Origin of the sequence: Achromobacter sp. Root565, assembly GCF_001427425.1 — a bacterium.
Taxonomy (GTDB): Bacteria; Pseudomonadota; Gammaproteobacteria; order Burkholderiales; family Burkholderiaceae_B; genus Achromobacter; species Achromobacter spanius_D.
In genome coordinates this window covers 1,295,452-1,312,418 of sequence record NZ_LMGO01000001.1, presented here as the reverse complement: position 1 = coordinate 1,312,418, position 16,967 = coordinate 1,295,452, and the positions used below count along the sequence as shown (strand labels likewise).

16 protein-coding genes are annotated in these 16,967 nt (G+C 66.2%); 8 read left to right on the top strand and 8 right to left on the bottom strand.

Annotation, left to right across the window (positions count from 1 at the left end; genetic code table 11):
- Positions 1-78: 78 nt before the first annotated feature.
- The 4 genes from ASD71_RS05900 to ASD71_RS05885 all read right to left on the bottom strand — a co-directional run bounded on the left by ASD71_RS05900 (position 79) and on the right by ASD71_RS05885 (position 4,644).
- Complete coding sequence (locus ASD71_RS05900; protein WP_056561033.1) at positions 79-1,029, bottom strand: LysR substrate-binding domain-containing protein; 951 nt, start codon at positions 1,027-1,029, stop codon at positions 79-81.
- 79 nt (positions 1,030-1,108) lie between these two features.
- Positions 1,109-3,196: an ATP-dependent DNA helicase RecG gene (gene recG / locus ASD71_RS05895; RefSeq protein WP_056561030.1), complete on the bottom strand. Its 2,088-nt coding sequence runs from the start codon at positions 3,194-3,196 to the stop codon at positions 1,109-1,111.
- 39 nt (positions 3,197-3,235) lie between these two features.
- On the bottom strand, positions 3,236-3,622 hold the full coding sequence (locus ASD71_RS05890) for a Rid family detoxifying hydrolase (RefSeq protein WP_056561027.1): 387 nt from the start codon (positions 3,620-3,622) through the stop codon (positions 3,236-3,238).
- A gap of 95 nt (positions 3,623-3,717) precedes the next feature.
- Positions 3,718-4,644 (bottom strand): LysR family transcriptional regulator, encoded by a 927-nt coding sequence (locus ASD71_RS05885; RefSeq protein ID WP_056561024.1) that lies wholly within the window; start codon positions 4,642-4,644, stop codon positions 3,718-3,720.
- Between the two features lie 96 nt (positions 4,645-4,740).
- Between ASD71_RS05885 and ASD71_RS05880 the strand changes: the two genes are divergently transcribed.
- Genes ASD71_RS05880 through ASD71_RS05870 form a run of 3 tightly spaced genes read left to right on the top strand, consistent with a single transcriptional unit; the run spans position 4,741 to position 7,479 of the window.
- Positions 4,741-6,099, top strand: a complete 1,359-nt coding sequence (locus ASD71_RS05880) for an acyclic terpene utilization AtuA family protein (RefSeq protein ID WP_056561021.1) — start codon at positions 4,741-4,743, stop codon at positions 6,097-6,099.
- On the top strand, positions 6,096-6,479 hold the full coding sequence (locus tag ASD71_RS05875) for a hypothetical protein (protein WP_056561019.1): 384 nt from the start codon (positions 6,096-6,098) through the stop codon (positions 6,477-6,479). The genes ASD71_RS05880 and ASD71_RS05875 overlap by 4 nt, the downstream gene beginning before the upstream one ends.
- Before the next feature lie 37 nt (positions 6,480-6,516).
- A complete protein-coding gene (locus ASD71_RS05870) occupies positions 6,517-7,479 on the top strand; it encodes a tripartite tricarboxylate transporter substrate binding protein (protein ID WP_056561016.1) in 963 nt (320 codons plus the stop codon).
- A 193-nt stretch (positions 7,480-7,672) separates the two neighbouring features.
- Here the strand turns inward: ASD71_RS05870 and ASD71_RS05865 are convergent, their stop codons facing one another.
- Positions 7,673-8,449 carry a ferredoxin--NADP reductase gene (locus ASD71_RS05865; RefSeq protein ID WP_056561013.1) on the bottom strand — a complete coding sequence of 259 codons (777 nt, stop codon included), beginning with the start codon at positions 8,447-8,449 and terminating at the stop codon, positions 7,673-7,675.
- A 347-nt stretch (positions 8,450-8,796) separates the two neighbouring features.
- Here ASD71_RS05865 and ASD71_RS05860 point away from each other — a divergent pair, with 347 nt between their 5' ends.
- The 3 genes from ASD71_RS05860 to ASD71_RS05850 all read left to right on the top strand — a co-directional run bounded on the left by ASD71_RS05860 (position 8,797) and on the right by ASD71_RS05850 (position 12,436).
- Positions 8,797-9,840 carry a Fe(3+) ABC transporter substrate-binding protein gene (locus ASD71_RS05860; protein ID WP_056561010.1) on the top strand — a complete coding sequence of 348 codons (1,044 nt, stop codon included), beginning with the start codon at positions 8,797-8,799 and terminating at the stop codon, positions 9,838-9,840.
- 143 nt (positions 9,841-9,983) lie between these two features.
- The gene (locus tag ASD71_RS05855) at positions 9,984-11,654 is read left to right on the top strand and encodes an iron ABC transporter permease (protein WP_056561007.1); all 1,671 of its coding nucleotides are present in this window, start codon (positions 9,984-9,986) and stop codon (positions 11,652-11,654) included.
- A 5-nt stretch (positions 11,655-11,659) separates the two neighbouring features.
- On the top strand, positions 11,660-12,436 hold the full coding sequence (locus tag ASD71_RS05850) for an ABC transporter ATP-binding protein (protein ID WP_056566461.1): 777 nt from the start codon (positions 11,660-11,662) through the stop codon (positions 12,434-12,436).
- A 27-nt stretch (positions 12,437-12,463) separates the two neighbouring features.
- On the opposite strand, the gene ASD71_RS05845 is transcribed toward ASD71_RS05850, so the two are convergent.
- The gene (locus tag ASD71_RS05845) at positions 12,464-13,441 is read right to left on the bottom strand and encodes a tripartite tricarboxylate transporter substrate binding protein (RefSeq protein ID WP_056561004.1); all 978 of its coding nucleotides are present in this window, start codon (positions 13,439-13,441) and stop codon (positions 12,464-12,466) included.
- A 207-nt stretch (positions 13,442-13,648) separates the two neighbouring features.
- Between ASD71_RS05845 and ASD71_RS05840 the strand changes: the two genes are divergently transcribed.
- A complete protein-coding gene (locus ASD71_RS05840) occupies positions 13,649-14,395 on the top strand; it encodes an SDR family NAD(P)-dependent oxidoreductase (RefSeq protein WP_056561002.1) in 747 nt (248 codons plus the stop codon).
- A gap of 55 nt (positions 14,396-14,450) precedes the next feature.
- Positions 14,451-14,915, top strand: a complete 465-nt coding sequence (locus ASD71_RS05835; protein WP_056561000.1) for a RidA family protein — start codon at positions 14,451-14,453, stop codon at positions 14,913-14,915.
- A gap of 6 nt (positions 14,916-14,921) precedes the next feature.
- Here the strand turns inward: ASD71_RS05835 and ASD71_RS05830 are convergent, their stop codons facing one another.
- A complete protein-coding gene (locus ASD71_RS05830) occupies positions 14,922-15,827 on the bottom strand; it encodes a LysR family transcriptional regulator (RefSeq protein ID WP_056560997.1) in 906 nt (301 codons plus the stop codon).
- Between the two features lie 54 nt (positions 15,828-15,881).
- The gene (locus tag ASD71_RS05825; RefSeq protein ID WP_056560994.1) at positions 15,882-16,754 is read right to left on the bottom strand and encodes an alpha/beta fold hydrolase; all 873 of its coding nucleotides are present in this window, start codon (positions 16,752-16,754) and stop codon (positions 15,882-15,884) included.
- Between the last annotated feature and the right edge of the window lie 213 nt (positions 16,755-16,967).

The following is a 16,967-nucleotide window of genomic DNA, read 5'->3' as shown; positions in this document are numbered from 1 at the left end:
TGCGGACGCCTCGCGTGAGGACGCCCCGCGTGAGGACGCCCCGCGCAAAGGCGCCATTGGCCGGCTACGGCCGCCGCGTCAATCCTGCACGGCCGCTGCTTCGCCCGCCAGCATCTTCACCCCGGGCAGTTCGCATTCATAGACGGCCTGCGCCAGCGCCTCGATGGCGGCCAGGCGGGGAAAGCTGCGCCGCCATGCGAGCACCACGCGGCGCTCGGGCACGTGGCCTTCGAACGGCACGTAGCGCAACAGGCTGTTGGCGGGCGGATTTTCGGGCACGGCAGTGATCGGAAGCACCGTGACGCCGATGCCGGCCGCGACCATGTGGCGGATGGTCTCGAGCGACGAGCCTTCGAACGTGCGCTGGATGCCATCGCTGGCCGCCGAGAAGCGGGACAGTTCGGGACAGACTTCAAGGACCTGATCGCGGAAGCAATGGCCGCTGCCCAGCAGCAGCATGGTCTGCTGTTTCAGGTCCTGGGCGTCGATGGACTTGCGCTGCGCGAGTTCATGGTCGTTTGGCACGGCCACCACGAAGGGTTCGTCATAGAGCGGCTGCATGACCAGGCCGGCTTCGGGCAACGGCAAGGCCATGATGGCGCAATCGATTTCGCCCTGGCGCAGCAACTCCACGAGACGGACGGTGAAGTTTTCCTGGAGCAGCAGCGGCATCTGCGGCGTGCGGCCGATCTGCACGGGCACCAGCTTGGGCAGCAGGTACGGCCCGATGGTGTGAATGACGCCGACGCGCAGCGGGCCGGCCAGCGGATCGTGGCCCTGCCTGGCGATCTCCTTGATGCTGGCGCTTTCCTCGAGCACCTTCTGCGCCTGCGCGACGATGCGCTGGCCGATGGGCGTCACGCCGACTTCCGAGCCGCCGCGTTCGAACAGGGTCACGCCCAGCTCGTCCTCCAGCTTGCGGATGGCCACGGACAGCGTCGGCTGGCTGACGAAACAGGCCTCGGCCGCGCGGCCAAAGTGCCGCTCGCGGGCGACGGCGACGATGTACTTGAGTTCGGTGAGAGTCATGGTGGACTACGCCCCCGGGGTTATGGCGCCGGCCCCGTGGCCGGCGCTTGAGGATTCAAGAGGGTTGACGGGCCGCATGTCAGGTCCGCAGGAAGTCTTCGCGGCCGCGCATCCAGCGCGCCAGATGCGCCTCGACGGCGGCGGGATGTTCGGTGCGCAGCCACGCGGCAGCGTCGCGCGCGTCTTCGGCGATCGCGGCATCGGTTTCCAGGTCGGCAAACCGCAAGAGCGCCATGCCCGACTGGCGCGTGCCCAGGAATTCGCCGGGGCCGCGCTGTTCCAGATCGCGCCGGGCGATCTCGAAACCGTCGGACGTTTCAAACATGGCGCGCAGGCGTTCGCGCGCGACCTGCGACAGCGGCGTCTGATAGAGCAGCACGCACACGGACTCGGCCGTGCCCCGCCCCACGCGCCCGCGCAACTGGTGCAGCTGCGCAAGGCCGAAGCGCTCGGCGTGTTCAATCACCATCAGCGAAGCATTTGGTACGTCTACCCCGACTTCGATGACGGTCGTGGCGACGAGCAGATCGATCTCGCCGTCGCGGAAAGCCTGCATCACGGCGGCCTTCTCGGCCTGCGGCAGGCGGCCATGCACCAGGCCGATCCGCAGGTCCGGCAGATCGGTCCGCATGCCTTCGTAGGTGTCGACGGCGGTTTGCAGTTCGAGGGCTTCGCTTTCCTCGACCAGCGGACAGACCCAATACGCCTGCTGGCCGCCGCGCGCGGCCTGCGCGATATGGGCGATGACCTCTTCGCGCCGCGCGTCCGAAACCAGCTTGGTCACCACGGGGCTGCGGCCGGGCGGCAGCTCGTCGATCACGGACACGTCCAGGTCCGCGAAGAAGGTCATGGCGAGCGTGCGCGGGATGGGCGTGGCGCTCATGTTGAGCTGGTGCGGCACGATGCGGCCGCGCACGGTTTCGCCCTTGCGCGTCAGCGCAAGGCGCTGGCCGACACCGAAGCGATGCTGTTCGTCGACGATGGACAGGCCCAGCCGGTGGAATTCAACATGGTCCTGGATCAGCGCCTGCGTGCCGACGACAAGCTGCACGCTGCCATCGGCGGCGGCGGCCACGGCTTCGCGCCGGGCCTTCGCGGTCAGGCTGCCGCTCAACCACGTGACGTTCACGCCCAGCGGCTGCAGCCAGGACAACAGCTTGCGAAAGTGCTGCTCGGCCAGGATTTCGGTGGGCGCCATCAGCGCAACCTGCGCCCCGCCCGCGATGGCCTGCGCCGCCGCCAGGGCCGCCACGACGGTCTTGCCGCTACCTACGTCGCCCTGCAACAGGCGGTGCATGGGATAAGGCTTGGCAAGATCCGCCGAAATTTCCTGCACGACGCGCTGCTGCGCGCCAGTCAGCTTGAAGGGCAGCGTGTCGTACAAGCGTGCCACCAGCCCGCCTGCCCCGTTCTGCACGGGCAGCGATTCGGCTTCCTTGATGCGGCGCGCCGCGCGAGCGGCGGCGAGCGAGAGCTGCTGCGCCAGCAACTCGTCGAACTTGATGCGCCGCCAGGCCGGGTGCACGCGGTCCAGCAGGGCCTGTTCGGATTCACCCTGGGCGGGCGTGTGCAGCGCGCGGATCGCGGGTTCGAACGGCGGCAGGTCGTAGCGGGCGCGCGCCGCATCGGGCAGCGTGTCCGACAGGTTGGCGGTGTTCAGCGCCTGCGCAATGGCCCGCCGCAACGCCGGTTGCGGCAGCCCTTCGGTGGTGGGATAGACGGGCGTGAGCGCGGTGGGCAGCGGCGAATCCGCGTTGGTCAGCCGCGGATGCACCATCTCGCGGCCGAACAGCCCGCCGCGCACTTCGCCGCGGGCGCGCAGGCGCTTGCCCACGGTCACTTGCTTTTGCTGGCTGGGGTAGAAGTTCAGCCAGCGCAATTGGAGTTCGCCGCTCTCGTCCGCCAATGTGGCGGTGAGCTGGCGCCGGGGCCGGTAGAGGACCTCGGATTTGGTGATCTCGCCTTCGACCTGGCCGGCAAAGCCCGGACGCAAGGCGCTGATCGGAATGACGCGCGTTTCGTCTTCGTAGCGCAGCGGCAGGTGCAGCACGAAGTCCTCGGGCAGCACCAAACCCAGGTTACGAAGCTTGCGCTCCGTATCCGTCATCTTGCCGGCGCCGTTTTTGTCGGCGCCGGTACGCTTGGAGGCCACGGCTGCGGCCGTCATGTAGGAACGAACCCCTGGAATGAAACGTCCGGGCGCGCCTTACAGGACCATGATGGCTTCGACTTCGAACTGCGCGCCCTTCGGCAAGCTGGCCACACCGATCGTGGAGCGCGCCGGGAACGGCTGGGGAATGATCTCGGCCATGATGGCGTTGGCCGCCGTGAACTTACCCAGGTCGGTCAGGAAAAGCGTGAGCTTGACCACGTTTTCCAGCGTGCCGCCCGCAGCCTTGATGACTTCCTGCATGTTGGCAAACGCCTGACGCACCTGCGCGTCGAAGTTTTCAGATACCAGGTCGCCGGTGCCGGGCTCCAGGCCGATCTGGCCCGAGAGATAGACAGTCTTGGTGCCGCTGACGGCAACCGCTTGCGAGTAAGGGCCGACGGCGGCGGGCGCGGTGTCGGTATGAATGATTTGCTTGCTCATGGGCGGAATCCTTCTAGTGACGGATAGAAGCTACAACTATCGGAGTTTATCCAGCAATAGACTTTTGCGAAAGTAGCGGTTCGCCGTAAGCGGGTTTAGGACTGATCTTGCGCACCCGGCGGATGCCCGGCGCCGCCGATATCGCCCCGATGCGCAATCAGCAATTCGGCCAGTGCCTGCGCAGCCACCGACAGACTGCGGCCCTTGCGGCGGACCAGATACAGCGGCCGCGTCAAAGCGCGGCCCGCCAGCGGCACAACGCGCAGGTCGTCGCTGCGGAAATGGAACAGCGTCATCGCGGGCACGACCGACACGCCAAGACCGGCCCGCACCAGACCCGTGACGGTCGCCAGGTGCTCGACCTCGAAAACGGGCAACGGCGCCTCCGCGCCCAGCGCTTCATCCAGATGTTTGCGCACACTGCTGCCGCGTGCAAGCTGGATGATCGGGTGCCGCAACACGTCGCGCAGCCGCACACGCGGTTGGTCCGCCAACGGATGGTCCACGCGGCACACCAGAAAGTAGCGATCCGCGTGCAGGAATTCGCTATCCAGATCGGTCATGTCGGGCCGCCGGGACGCCACGGCAAAATCGGCCACGCCGCTTTGCACCATGTCCAGGCAGGGATCGAGCAAGGCATCCCGCAGGTCAAGCGCGATGCCCGGATGATCATGCCGGAAGCGGGCCAGCAGATTCGGCAGCCATCCCGCCGCAAGGGACGGCAGCGCGGCCAGCGTTACCCTGCCCCGGCGCCGTTCCGCCAGATCCCGCAGATCGCCCATCGCAAGGTCCATATCCGCCAACAGCCGCCGCGCCGTGGCATCCAGCACGCGGCCTTCGGCAGTCAGCTCGACATGCCGCGTGCTGCGGTCAAAGAGCCGCACGCCGGCGCTGTCTTCAAGCGAACGGATCAGGGCGCTGAACGCCGGCTGCGTCAAATGGCAGCGCTGGGCGGCGCGCGTGAAGTGCCTTTCGTCGGCAAGCGCGACAAAGGCACGCAATTGGCGGGACGATAGATTCATGGCTTTCTTGTATTAATCAATCCGATTTTTCTATTTTACGGATGATCGCGCCTTGCCTATAGTCGTTCCAACCCCTTGAACGCGCCTGGACTGCTCATGTCTCAATCTCCCTTGCTCATCGGCTGCGCCTCCGGATTTTCCGGCGACCGCAGCGATGGCGCCGCGGCCGTGGTCCGCACCCTGGCCGCCCAAGGCGGCGGCACGCTGATCTTCGAGACGCTGGCGGAACGGACGCTGGCGTTGGCGCAGCTTGCGCGCAATGACGACCCCCGCCGCGGCTATGAACCGTTGCTGGACGAACTGGTGGGTCCGATCCTGGCGGATTGCCTGCGCCACGGCATCAACATCGTCAGCAATTTCGGCGCGGCCAACCCGCCCGCTGCCGCGCGTCGCATCGCAGAACTGGCGCGTGAACAGGGCCTGCCTGCCCCACGCATCGCCGTTGTGCATGGCGACGCGCTGAACGGCGCCGAGCATCGCGACCTGCTGGCGCAGCGTCTGGGCGCCGCGCTGGACGGCCTGGACATCGTGAGCGCCACCGCCTATCTGGGCGCCTCAGAAATCGCCCAGGCTCTGGCCGCCGGCGCGCAGATCGTGGTTGCCGGCCGCGTGGCCGACCCCTCGCTGACGCTGGGTCCGGCGCTGGCGCATTTCGGCTGGGATCCCGCCGACTGGCCGCGTCTGGGACGCGCCACCATGGCAGGCCACATGCTCGAGTGCGGGCTGCAGGTGACCGGCGGCTATTTCTGCGTGCCGGGGCTGAAGGAAGTCCCGGACGTGCATACGGCCGGCTTTCCCATCGCCGAGATCCAGGCCGACGGCGAATTCGTGATCGGCAAGGCCGACGGCACGGGCGGTGCGGTCGATGCGCGCACCGTGAAGGAACAATTGCTGTATGAAGTCCATGATCCGGCCCGCTACCTGACCCCGGACGTGGTTGCGGACCTGAGCCAGGCGCGCGTCGTCGAGTTGGGCGGCAACCGGGTTGCCGTCCATGGCATCACGGGCCATGCCCGGCCCGCCGAGCTCAAGGTCAACGTCTGCTATCGCGGCGGCTGGCTGGCGGAAGCGGAGATTTCCTACGCTGGCGTGCAGGCCGAAGCACGAGCACGCCTCGCCGCCGATATCGTGCAAAAGCGTCTGGGCGCCGATTACAAGCTGCGCGCCGACCTGATCGGCGCGATCAGCATCCTGGGCGACGACGCGGGCGAAATGCGCCGCGCGCTGCCCGACAGCCGCGCCCGCGACGTGCGGCTGCGGCTGGCCACGGAAAACGCCGATCGCGCGCAGGCCGAACGCGTGCTGCGCGAAGTGACCGCGCTATACACCTGCGGCCCGGCCGGCGGTGGCGGCGTTCGCACCGCCCTGCGCCCGCGCCTGAACATGATGTCCTGCACCATTCCCCGCGAAGCCGTAAAGAGCGGCTGGAACTTCCTGGAGGAGATCGCGCCATGAACCACACCCTGCTCGCCGTGCCGTTGTACCGGCTTGCCCACAGCCGCTCCGGGGACAAGGGAGACATCTCGAACCTGAGCCTCATCGCCTGGGACCCCGAATGCTATGACGTGATGGCCGCGCAAGTGACCGAAGCGCGCGTCGCACAGTGGTTCGCCTACCGCCATCCCAAGCGCGTGACGCGGTTTTCGCTGCCGATGCTCAACGCCATGAACTTCGTGCTGGAAGGTGTACTGGACGGCGGCGTCAACGACGCGCTGAACCTCGACACGCACGGCAAGAGCCTGTCTTTCAGATTGCTGGACATGACGGTGGAGGTCAGCCCCGAGCTGGCGAGCCGTCTGCCAGACATACCCGGCGACCGCCCAGCGGCCGCCTGATTTCAGTTCCGATAAAAAAACACCACAGGAGACACACATGCGCATCACGACCAAGGGCCGGCTGGCCCTGCTATTGGCCGCCGCCCTGCCCCTATCGGCCATGGCGCAATTTCCGGCCAAGCCCATCACCTTCATCGTGCCGTTCGCCGCAGGCAGCGCCACCGACCAGATCGGCCGTGCCATCGGCCAGGGCGTCACCGAACAGACGGGCCAGGCCGTCGTCATCGAGAACAAGCCCGGCGCCAGCGCGATGATCGGCGCGGCAGCCGGCGCGCGCGCAGCGCCCGATGGCTACACGGTCCTGATCACCACCAACACCACACATGCGGCCAACGAGCACCTGTACAAGTCGCTGACCTACGATCCCGTCAAGGATTTCGCGCCGCTCACGCTGCTGGGCAAGGGTGGGCAGATCATGGTCGTCAATCCCAGTTCGTCCGCCAAGACGGTGGGCGACTTCCTGGCCCAGGCCAAGCAGTCGCCGGGCAAGCTGAGCTTTGGCAGCGGCAGCTCCAGCAGCCGCATCGCCGGTGAATTGCTGCAGCAGATGGCCAACGTGCAACTGCTGCACGTGCCCTACAAGAGCAACCCGCTCGCCGTCACCGACCTGCTGGGCGGCCAGATTGACATGATGATCACCGACACCGCGACGGGCCTGCCGCAGGTCAAATCCGGCAAGCTGCGCGCGCTGGGCGTCACGGGCCAGGCGCGCTCGCCGCTGGCGCCCGACGTGCCGACCATTTCGGAGGCCGGCGTGCCCGGCTACGAGATGGGCTATTGGTTCGCGGCCTACGCCCCGGCCGGCACGCCGCCCGACGTGGTCAAGCGCCTGAACGAATTGCTGGTCAACGCCACCAAGGCCAAGCCGGCCCAACAGTTCTACGCGCAGACCGGCACCGACGCCGCCTCCTCCACGCCCGACGAGCTGACCAAGTTCCAGCAGGCGGAATCCAAGAAGTGGGGCGACATCATCAAGAAGGCCGGCATTCAGCCCGAATGATTTACGCAGGTTGAGTTGCCGGCGCTGCATCCAGGTGTCTGACACCCATGAGTCGCCTTAGCAGGCTTGCGGCAGCTCTCCACCGGGTGTCAGACACCGCTGGCTCGTTGCAGCGGTAAAAACACCAAAGCAAAAAACCCATCGCGAATGCGATGGGTTTTTTGTTGAAACCACGAAACCGAAACTGCTTGGCTTATTTGTCCACGAAGGCGCGTTCGACGACGTAGTCACCCGGCTGGCCCACGCCCGGCGACACGGCGAAGCCGCGGCTGTCGAGCATGGCGCTGATGTCAGCCAGCATATGCGGGCTGCCGCAGATCATGGCGCGATCGGTTTCGGGATTGATTTGCGGAATGCCGATGTCGGCGCACAGCTTGCCGTTTTCGAGCAGCTCGGTGATGCGGCCTTGATTGCGGAAAGGCTCGCGCGTCACGGTGGGGTAATAGACCAGCTTGTCGCGCACGATATCGCCGAAGAATTCGTTGTTCGGCAGCTCGTTTTCGATGTAGTTGGCGTAGGCCAGCTCGCTGACCCACCGCACGCCGTGCACCAGGATGACCTTGTCGAAGCGTTCGTAGATGTCCGGGTCTTTGATGATGCTCATGAAGGGCGCGAGACCGGTGCCGGTGCCGAACAGGAACAGGTGCTTGCCGGGCTTGAGGTCGTCCACGACCAGGGTGCCGACGGGCTTGCGGCTGACGAGGATGGTGTCACCCTCTTTCAGGTGCTGCAGGCGCGACGTGAGCGGGCCGTTCTGCACCTTAATGCTGAGGAATTCGAGGTTTTCTTCGTAGTTGGCGCTGGCGATGCTGTAGGCCCGCAGCAGCGGCTTGCCTTCAACTTCGAGGCCGATCATCACGAAGTGGCCGTTGTGGAACCGCAAGGCCGAATCACGCGTCGTGGTGAAGGAAAACAGGGTGTCGTTCCAGTGGTGCACGCTAAGTACGCGCTCAGTGTTGAAAGCAGCCATGTCGTATTCAGTAAGGGCGGGCGGTGGCCGGGCGAAGCCCGGCTATGCCGCGAGGTCATTCCGAGCCGCAAAAAAAGGCCGCGGTCGGCATTAGGGTTGTCCCTATTCTACAGGGACTTGATGATAACTGCTCTCATTATTCCGTAATACCCTTATTCCAACTTGACGGGGATCAACGTCTTGAACCCTATGCTTACTGATAGTTGAACGGCTCAATGCTTCCTGTTATCGTCGCGTTCTCACTTGATAATCATTTTCGTTAGCAGACCGCTTTTCGCAGCGGCGCGTCGCTGTAAATGGCGGCGCCCCGCGGCAACCTTCGTTTCGGCCCTAGCTGGAGTTCCTTCATGATCAAGCGTCCCCAATTGAATTCGCTGCTGCGCGCGCTGGCGCTCGCCGGCGCTGCTGCCTTCACCGTGTCGGCCAACGCCGCCGAGGAAGTCAGCCTGTACACCACCCGGGAACCCAAGCTGATCCAGCCGCTGCTGGATGCCTTCACGAAGGAAAGCGGCATCAAGGTCAATACCGTCTTCGTCAAGGACGGCCTGCTGGAACGCGTCAAGGCCGAAGGCGCCAAGTCGCCCGCCGACGTGCTGATGACGGTGGACATCGGCAACCTGCTGGATCTGGTGGACGGCGGCGTGACGCAGTCCATCAAGTCCGACACGCTCAATTCGGTCATTCCGGACAACCTGCGCGGCGCCGATGGCAAATGGTACGCCCTGTCGCTGCGCGACCGCGTGCTGTACGTGGAAAAGGACCTGAAGCTCGAATCCTTCCGCTACGAAGATCTGGCCGATCCCAAGTGGAAGGGCAAGGTCTGCATCCGCTCTGGCCAGCACCCCTACAACACCGCGCTGGTCGCCTCCATGATCGCGCATGACGGCGCCGAAGCCACCGAAAAATGGCTGCGCGGCGTGAAGGCCAACCTGGCCCGCAAGGCGGCCGGCGGCGACCGCGACGTGGCGCGCGACATTCTGGGCGGCATCTGCGACATCGGTCTGGCCAACGCCTACTATGTCGGCCACATGAAGAACGCCGAACCCGGCACCGACGCGCGCAAGTGGGGCGATGCCATCAAGGTCATCCGCCCGACCTTCGCCAATGCCAAGAGCGGCGGCACGCACGTGAACGTCAGCGGCGCAGCCGTCGCGGCGCACGCCCCCAACAAGGCCAACGCGGTCAAGCTGCTGGACTTCCTGGTTTCGGAACCGGCCCAAGCCCTGTACGCGCAGGCCAATTACGAGTACCCCGTCCGCAAGGGCGTGAAGCTGGACCCGGTGATTGCCAGCTTCGGCGAACTGAAGGTCGATCCCCTGCCCTTGACCGAGATCGCCAAGCATCGCAAGCAAGCCAGCGAACTCGTCGACAAGGTCGGCTTCGACAACTGATAAGCTGCCGGACCGCCTGCCCCCGGGCATGGCGTGACCCTGCTGTAGTGACACGCGCGCGCCTGATTGGGCGCAAAGCGTAGGGCCTGTTCCCGCTTTTTTGGGGGAGCAGGCCTTGCCATTGATGCAACCGACTTTGAAGCATGCATACAGAATCCTTGCCCAGGCCGCTGCGGCTACGCTGGTCTGAACGCGGAACCGGCTGGCTCGTTGGCGCGGCCCTGATCGCGCTGGCGGTGCTTGCGCCGGTCTTGACGCTGGGCTGGTGGGCGTTGGGCGGCAGCCTGGAACATTGGCACCACCTGGCCAGCTATGTGTTGCCGCAAGCCTTCGCCAATACCGTCATGCTGCTGGCCGGTGTGGGCATCGTCGTGACCTTGCTTGGCACGGGCGCCGCATGGCTGGTGACCGCGTACGAGTTTCCCACCCGCCGAATGCTGACCTGGGCGCTGCTGCTGCCGCTGGCGGTGCCCACCTACATCATCGCCTTCGCCTACCTGGACTTGCTGCATCCCATCGGGCCCATCCAGACGGCGATCCGCGCCATGCTGGGTTTCGACAGCCCGCGCCAATTCCGCCTGCCCGACCTGCGCTCCATTTATGGCGCGATCTTCGTGCTGGGTTTCGTGCTGTATCCCTATGTCTACCTCAGCACCCGCGTCATGTTCATGACGCAGGCCGCCAGCCTGCTTGAAGCCGCCCGCACGCTGGGCGCGGGCCGCGTGGCGGTGTTCTGCCGCGTCGCGCTGCCCCTCGCCCGTCCGGCGATCGTGGTGGGCGTCAGCCTGGCGCTGCTGGAGACCCTGAACGACATCGGGGCCTCCGAGTTCCTCGGCGTGCAGACGCTGACCGTCTCTGTCTACACCACATGGGTAACCCGTTCTGACCTGGCCGGCGCAGCGCAGATCGCGCTGACGATGCTGGCGATCGTCATTGGTCTGATCCTGCTTGAACGCCATGGCCGCAAGCGGCAGCGCTACGCCAACACGCAGCGCATGCGCCCGATGCAGCCGCGCCGGCTGCATGGCGCGGCGGCCGCCGTGGCCGCCATACTGGGCTGGATTCCCGTCCTGATCGGATTCGTCGCGCCGGCGTTGTATCTCGTCGTTGAAACCTACAAGCGGCTTCACCTGGTGGGCGGCGTGTCCGACCAGTTGATTGGCGGCCTGAGCAACACCCTGATCGTCGCGTCCAGCGCCACGGTGGTCACTTTGCTGTGCGGGCTGATCGTTGCGTGGGCGGGCCGCACCCTGCGTGAAAGCGCCGGCTTCAACCCGGGCCGCGCCTGCGCGCGCATCGCCAGCCTGGGCTACGCGGTGCCCGGCACGGTGCTGGCCATCGGCCTGCTGACGCCGTTCGTGTGGATCGACACCGCAGTCGCACGCGTGTTCGGCGGCACGGGCTTGTTCATGATGGGTTCAATGGGCGCGCTGGTGTGCGCCTATGCGATCCGCTTCCTGGCGATTTCGACCGGGGCGCTGGAAGCCGGCCTGGCGCGCATCCCGCCATCGCTGGAACAGGCATCGCGCCTGCTGGGCGAGACGTCGGGCGGCACGTTGCGCCGCGTCCACCTGCCCTTGCTGCGCCCCGCGCTGGCCGCGAGCGCGCTGCTGGTGTTCGTGGACGCCATGAAGGAACTGCCCGCCACCCTGCTGTTGCGCCCCATGAATTTCGACACCCTGGCCACGTGGCTCTACGCGGAAGCCGCGCGCGGCACATATGAAGAAGGCGCCGTGGCCGCGCTGGCCATCGTGCTGGCCGGCCTGCTGCCGGTCATCCTGCTGGCGCGCACCAATCTGAAAATGGGACATTGATCACCGTGCCCGATCTGCTTGAAATCGACCACATTTCCCTCGCCTACGACACGCCCGCTGGCTTGAAGCCCATCGTGCAGGACTTGTCGCTGGGACTGCCCGCCGGTCATATCGGCTGCCTGCTGGGCGAGTCCGGTTGCGGCAAGACCACCGTGCTGCGTGCCATTGCCGGCTTCGAGCCGGTGCGCGCCGGCCGCATCCTGCTGGATGGCTCGGTCATCTCGTCGCCCACCGAACAGGTCGCGCCCGAGCTGCGCCGCGTGGGCATGATGTTCCAGGACTACGCGCTGTTTCCTCACCTAACCGTGGCGCTGAACGTGGCGTTCGGCCTGCGCAAGCTGCCCCGTCCAGACCGTGCGCGCCGCGTCGAAGAAATGCTGGAACTCGTCGGTTTGGCGCACGCCGCCAACAGCTATCCGCACGAGATCTCCGGCGGCCAGCAGCAACGCGTGGCCCTGGCCCGTGCGCTAGCGCCCTCGCCCGACCTGCTGCTGCTGGACGAACCGTTTTCGAACCTGGACGTGGACACCCGCGAGCGGCTTGCCTTCGAGGTGCGCGAGATCCTGAAGACCACGGGACACACAGCGATCCTGGTCACGCACAACCAGGCCGAAGCGTTCGCCATTGCCGACCGCATCGGGGTGATGGCCAAGGGCCGCATCGCGCAATGGGACACGCCCTACAACTTGCACCACAACCCGGCCGACACCTTCGTACGCGACTTCATCCGCCGCGAGGCGCTTGAAGAACAGCGCGAACAGGCGCTGGCGCGCGGCCGGTAGCGGAACGCGCGGGCGCCGCCCGGCGGATCAATCCGTCGACAGCTTCACCTCCTGCGACAAGGCCTTGAAGGCCTCGTGCTGGCTTTGGGTCAGCCGCTCGACTTCCTGCGGCGTCGAGCCATAGGGCATGAAGCCGGCCTTCTCCAGCTTGTCCTTGACGTCCGGCATCGCAAGCGCCGCCTGGAAGGCGTCGCTCAGCACGCGCGTCACGTCAGGCGACATGCCGGCTGGGCCATAGACCGCGAACCACGGATCCACCACCGCGCCCGAATACCCCAGTTCGGCCAGCGTCGGCACGTCCGGCAACGCCGGCGCGCGCTTGCTGCCGGTAACAGCCAGCGCGCGGACCTTGCCCGCATTGATGTGCGGCAGCGACGCGGGCAGGTTGTCGAACATCACCGGCAGGTGGCCGCCCAGCAGATCGTTCAGCGCCTGGGCGCTGCCCTTGTAGGGCACGTGTTGCATGCCGGCGCCGGTCAACTGGTCGAACATCACCCCCGCAAGGTGCATGGACGTGCCCGTGCCGGGCGTGCCGTACGACGTATTGGGATTCGCCTTGGCGTAGGCGACCAGGTCCTTGACGCTGTCCACCTTGACCGACGGGCCCACCTCCAGCACCACGGAGGACGCCCCCAACATGCTGATCCCCGTGAAATCCTTGGTCGGGTCGAACGGCATTTTCGGGTACACGAACGGATTGAGCGCGTTCGTGGATACTGCGCCAAAGCCGATGACATAGCCGTCCGGCGCGGCCTTGGCGACCGCGTCCATGCCGATGTTGCCGCCCGCGCCGGGACGGTTCTCGACGATGACCGGCTGCCCGAGTTTCTCTGCCACTTTCTGACCCGCCGTGCGCGCGACCAGATCGGTCGTGCCGCCAGCCGTGTACGGCACGATGAAGGTGATGGGCTTGGCCGGATAGCCCGCGGCGTGCGCGGGCACGGCGCACTGGATCAGCGCCAGCGCGGCCAGGCCGCGCAGCGCATTGTGGGTGTAGCGATGCATGATGTCTCCCTCCCGTTTGTCGTTATGCACGGGTAGCGCATCTTATCGCCGGACAGCGCGGGCGCACAGCGCGATCGCTCCGGCTTGTTCCGCCAGGTATCAATTCATGTTCCGCCGCGGGCATTTATCGCCGGCCCGCCCGCTCCTATAGTTCGTTTCACTGTCTGAGCGCGCAGGCACCCTCAAATGCCAAACCGGAGTATTGAAATGTCGAACAAGACTGTAGTGATCACGGGCGCGTCCAGCGGAATCGGATTTGCCCTGGCGCAGGAATACCTGCGCCGCGGCGACAACGTGGTGGGCAACGCCCGCAGCCAGCAGGGATTGGATGCGGCCGCCGAACGCCTGGCGCAGGAAGGCCTGGGCCTGCCCGACCGCTTCCTGGCCGTGGCCGGCGACATCGCCCTGGCCAGCACCGCCCGCGACATCGTGCACCAGGCCACCGAGAGGTTCGGCCGCATCGACGTGCTGGTCAACAACGCCGGGATCTTCATTCCCAAGCCCCTGGGCGAATACACCGACGAAGACCTGGATCGCATCATCGACACCAACCTGAAGGGCTTCTTTCACATCACCCAGCAGGCGGCGGCGCACATGTCGGAATACCGCGACGGCCACATCGTCAACATCACGGCCAGCATCGCCATGCAGCCCAGCAGCCGCGTCCCGGCGCTGCTGCCGGTGCTGATCAAGGGCGGCCTGAACCACGCCACGCGGGCCCTGGCGATCGAACTGTCGGACCGGAACATCCGCGTCAATGCGGTGGCGCCCGGCATCATCGAGACGCCCATGCACGACCCCGCCACATTCGGCTTCCTGAATTCGTTGCAGCCGGCCGGCCGCATGGGCAAGGTGGAAGACATCGTCGGGGCGGTCACCTATCTGACGGACTCGGCCTACACCACCGGCGCGATCCTTCCGGTCGATGGCGGCGCCGCCGCCGGCCACTGGTAGCAACCCAAGCGGACGCCCGCCGCGCGGCGGGCGTCGCATCACCGAGAGATCCACCATGTCCATTGACGCCAGATTGGCCGAACTCGGCCTGATTCTTCCACCCGCGCCCCAGCCGCTGGGCCAATACACCGCCGTCAGCCAGGCGGGCGACCTGCTCTTTATCTCGGGCCAATTGCCGCTGCGCGATGGGCACGTGGCGTGGCAGGGCCGAGTCGGGACGGAGCTTACCGTCGACCAGGGCCGGCAGGCCGCCGAACTGGCCGCGCTGAACGTGCTGGCGCAGATCCGCCAGCACACCGGCAGCTTCGACCGCCTGGACCACCTTGTCCGCGTCGAAGGCTATGTCGCCAGCGCGCCGGGCTTTCTGGATCAGCCCGCCGTGCTGGATGGCGCATCCGGCCTGTTTGCGCGGGTGCTCGGCGAGAAGGCCGGCCACGCGCGCACCGCCAATTCGGTCGCGCAGCAGCCGGGCAACGCGGCGGTGATGCTGGTGGTCATTGCCCAGCTGAAAGGCGCCTGACCCCGCTCAGTCCGCCAGCTTGTCGACCAGAAAATCGACAAACGCCCGAACCCGGCGCGATACGTGCCGGGCATGCGGGTACAGCAACACGAACGGCCGGGTGCTGCCGCCATGCTGGGGCAACACCTCGGCCAGCCTGCCCTCGCGCAGGTCGTCTTCGACCACAAAGCGATAGGTCTGGAACAGGCCCGCGCCCGCCCGGGCCAGCGTGACGCCGCCCAGCACGTCCTCGCCCGTGCCATAGGCGCCGTCGGTCACGATGTCGACCGCTTCGCCCTCCACCTGAAACGTCCACGGAATGCGGCGCCCGCTGCTGGGCCGGTCGAACTGGATGCAATCGTGCGCGGCCAGATCTTCCAGCGATTGCGGCGTGCCGCGCCTGCGCAGGTACCCGGGCGCGCCGACCACCACCAGCTCCGCGTCCTCCAGCTTGCGCGCGATCAGCGCCGAGTCGTCGGGCGCGCGCCCGCGCACCGACAGGTCATAGCCGTCGTCGGCAAAATCGACATTGCGGTTGCTGATGTGGACGTGCACGTCCACGTTGGGATATTGCTCGCGAAACGCGGGCAGCAGCGGCAGGACGCGGTAATGCGCATAGGGCGTGGGCAGGCTGATGCGCAGCCGCCCCGCCGCGCCCTGCCCGCCCACCTGACGTTCGGCGTCGACCAGTTGAGCAATGGCCGGGCGCACCTGCTCGAAGTAGGCGCGGCCCTCGTCGCTAAGCCGGATGTGCCGCGTGCTGCGCACGAACAGCCGGATGCCCAGCCGCGCTTCCAACCGCGAGACGCTGCGGCTGACGGCCGCCGGCGTAACGCCCGCGGCGTTGGCGGCGGCGGTGAAACTGGTGAGTTCCGCCGCCAGGCAGAACATCTCGATGCTGCCCAGCTGAAGGTCGTCAAAGTGGCGCGTCATGCGGGCTCCTGCCGTGAAGACCGGGCGGTGGGACCATCGGGCCGCCCTCGCCGGTCAGCGTCCCAACACATCGACGATGCGCTGGGCGATGTAATGGCCGTGAGTTTCCAGCGCGAAGTGGCCGGTGTCCAGCAGTTCGACCACGGCATCCGGGTTGTCACGGCGATAGGCCTCTGCACCGGGCGGTATGAAGAACGGATCGTTGCGGCCCCAGATCGCCAATGTGGGCACCTGGGCCTGGCGGAAGAACGCCTGGAATGCCGGGTACTGCGTCAGGTTGTTCGCATAGTCCAGAAACAGATCTAGCTGGATGTCCTTGTTGCCCGGCCGTTCAAGCAGGGCCGCGTCCAGCGTATAGCCTTCGGGCGCGACGCCGTCCGGATCGCCCACGCCATGCACGTACTGCCACTTCGTGCCTTCGAAGTTCAGGATGGCGTCGTGAATGGTCTGGCGGTTTGCGGGGGTCGGATCGTTCCAGTAGGCGCGGATGGGCGCCCAGGCATCGCCCAGGCCGTCGAGGTAGGCGTTGCCGTTCTGCGAAACCAGACCGGTCACGCGCTCGGGGTGCGCCACCGCCAGCCGCAATCCGGTCGGCGCGCCGTAGTCAAAGAAATACATCGCGTAGCGGGTCAGCCCCAGTTCGTCGACAAACGCTTCCAGCGATTTGGCCAGGTTGTCGAAGGTGTAGCGATAGCCGCGCTCGGCCGGGACTTCGGTAAAACCGAACCCGGGCAGATCGGGCGCGATGACGCGAAAGTGCTTGGCCAGCTGCGGGATGACGGTGCGGAACTGATGCGACGACGTGGGAAAGCCATGTAGCAGCAGAAGCACGGGCGCTTGCGGATCGCCGGCTTCGCGATAGAAAAACCGCAGGCCGTCGGCTTGCGCGTGGCGGTAATGGACGATGTTGTCGGACTGGGCGTTCATGATGGTCTCCGGGAGGGATTCGGAATTCGAAAAGAAGCGGGTGTCTGCCGTTGTTGCGCTGTCGCAATGTAGGTGTCTGACACCCGTTGAGGCGTTACGGCAGGCTGGAGATCATCTCCCCAGGGTGTCAGACACCGGCATCCTGCGACGGGTTGGATGTTTCACGGCACAGTCTACGCATTTCTCGTAACCTGTCAACAACCGTTTTACAAG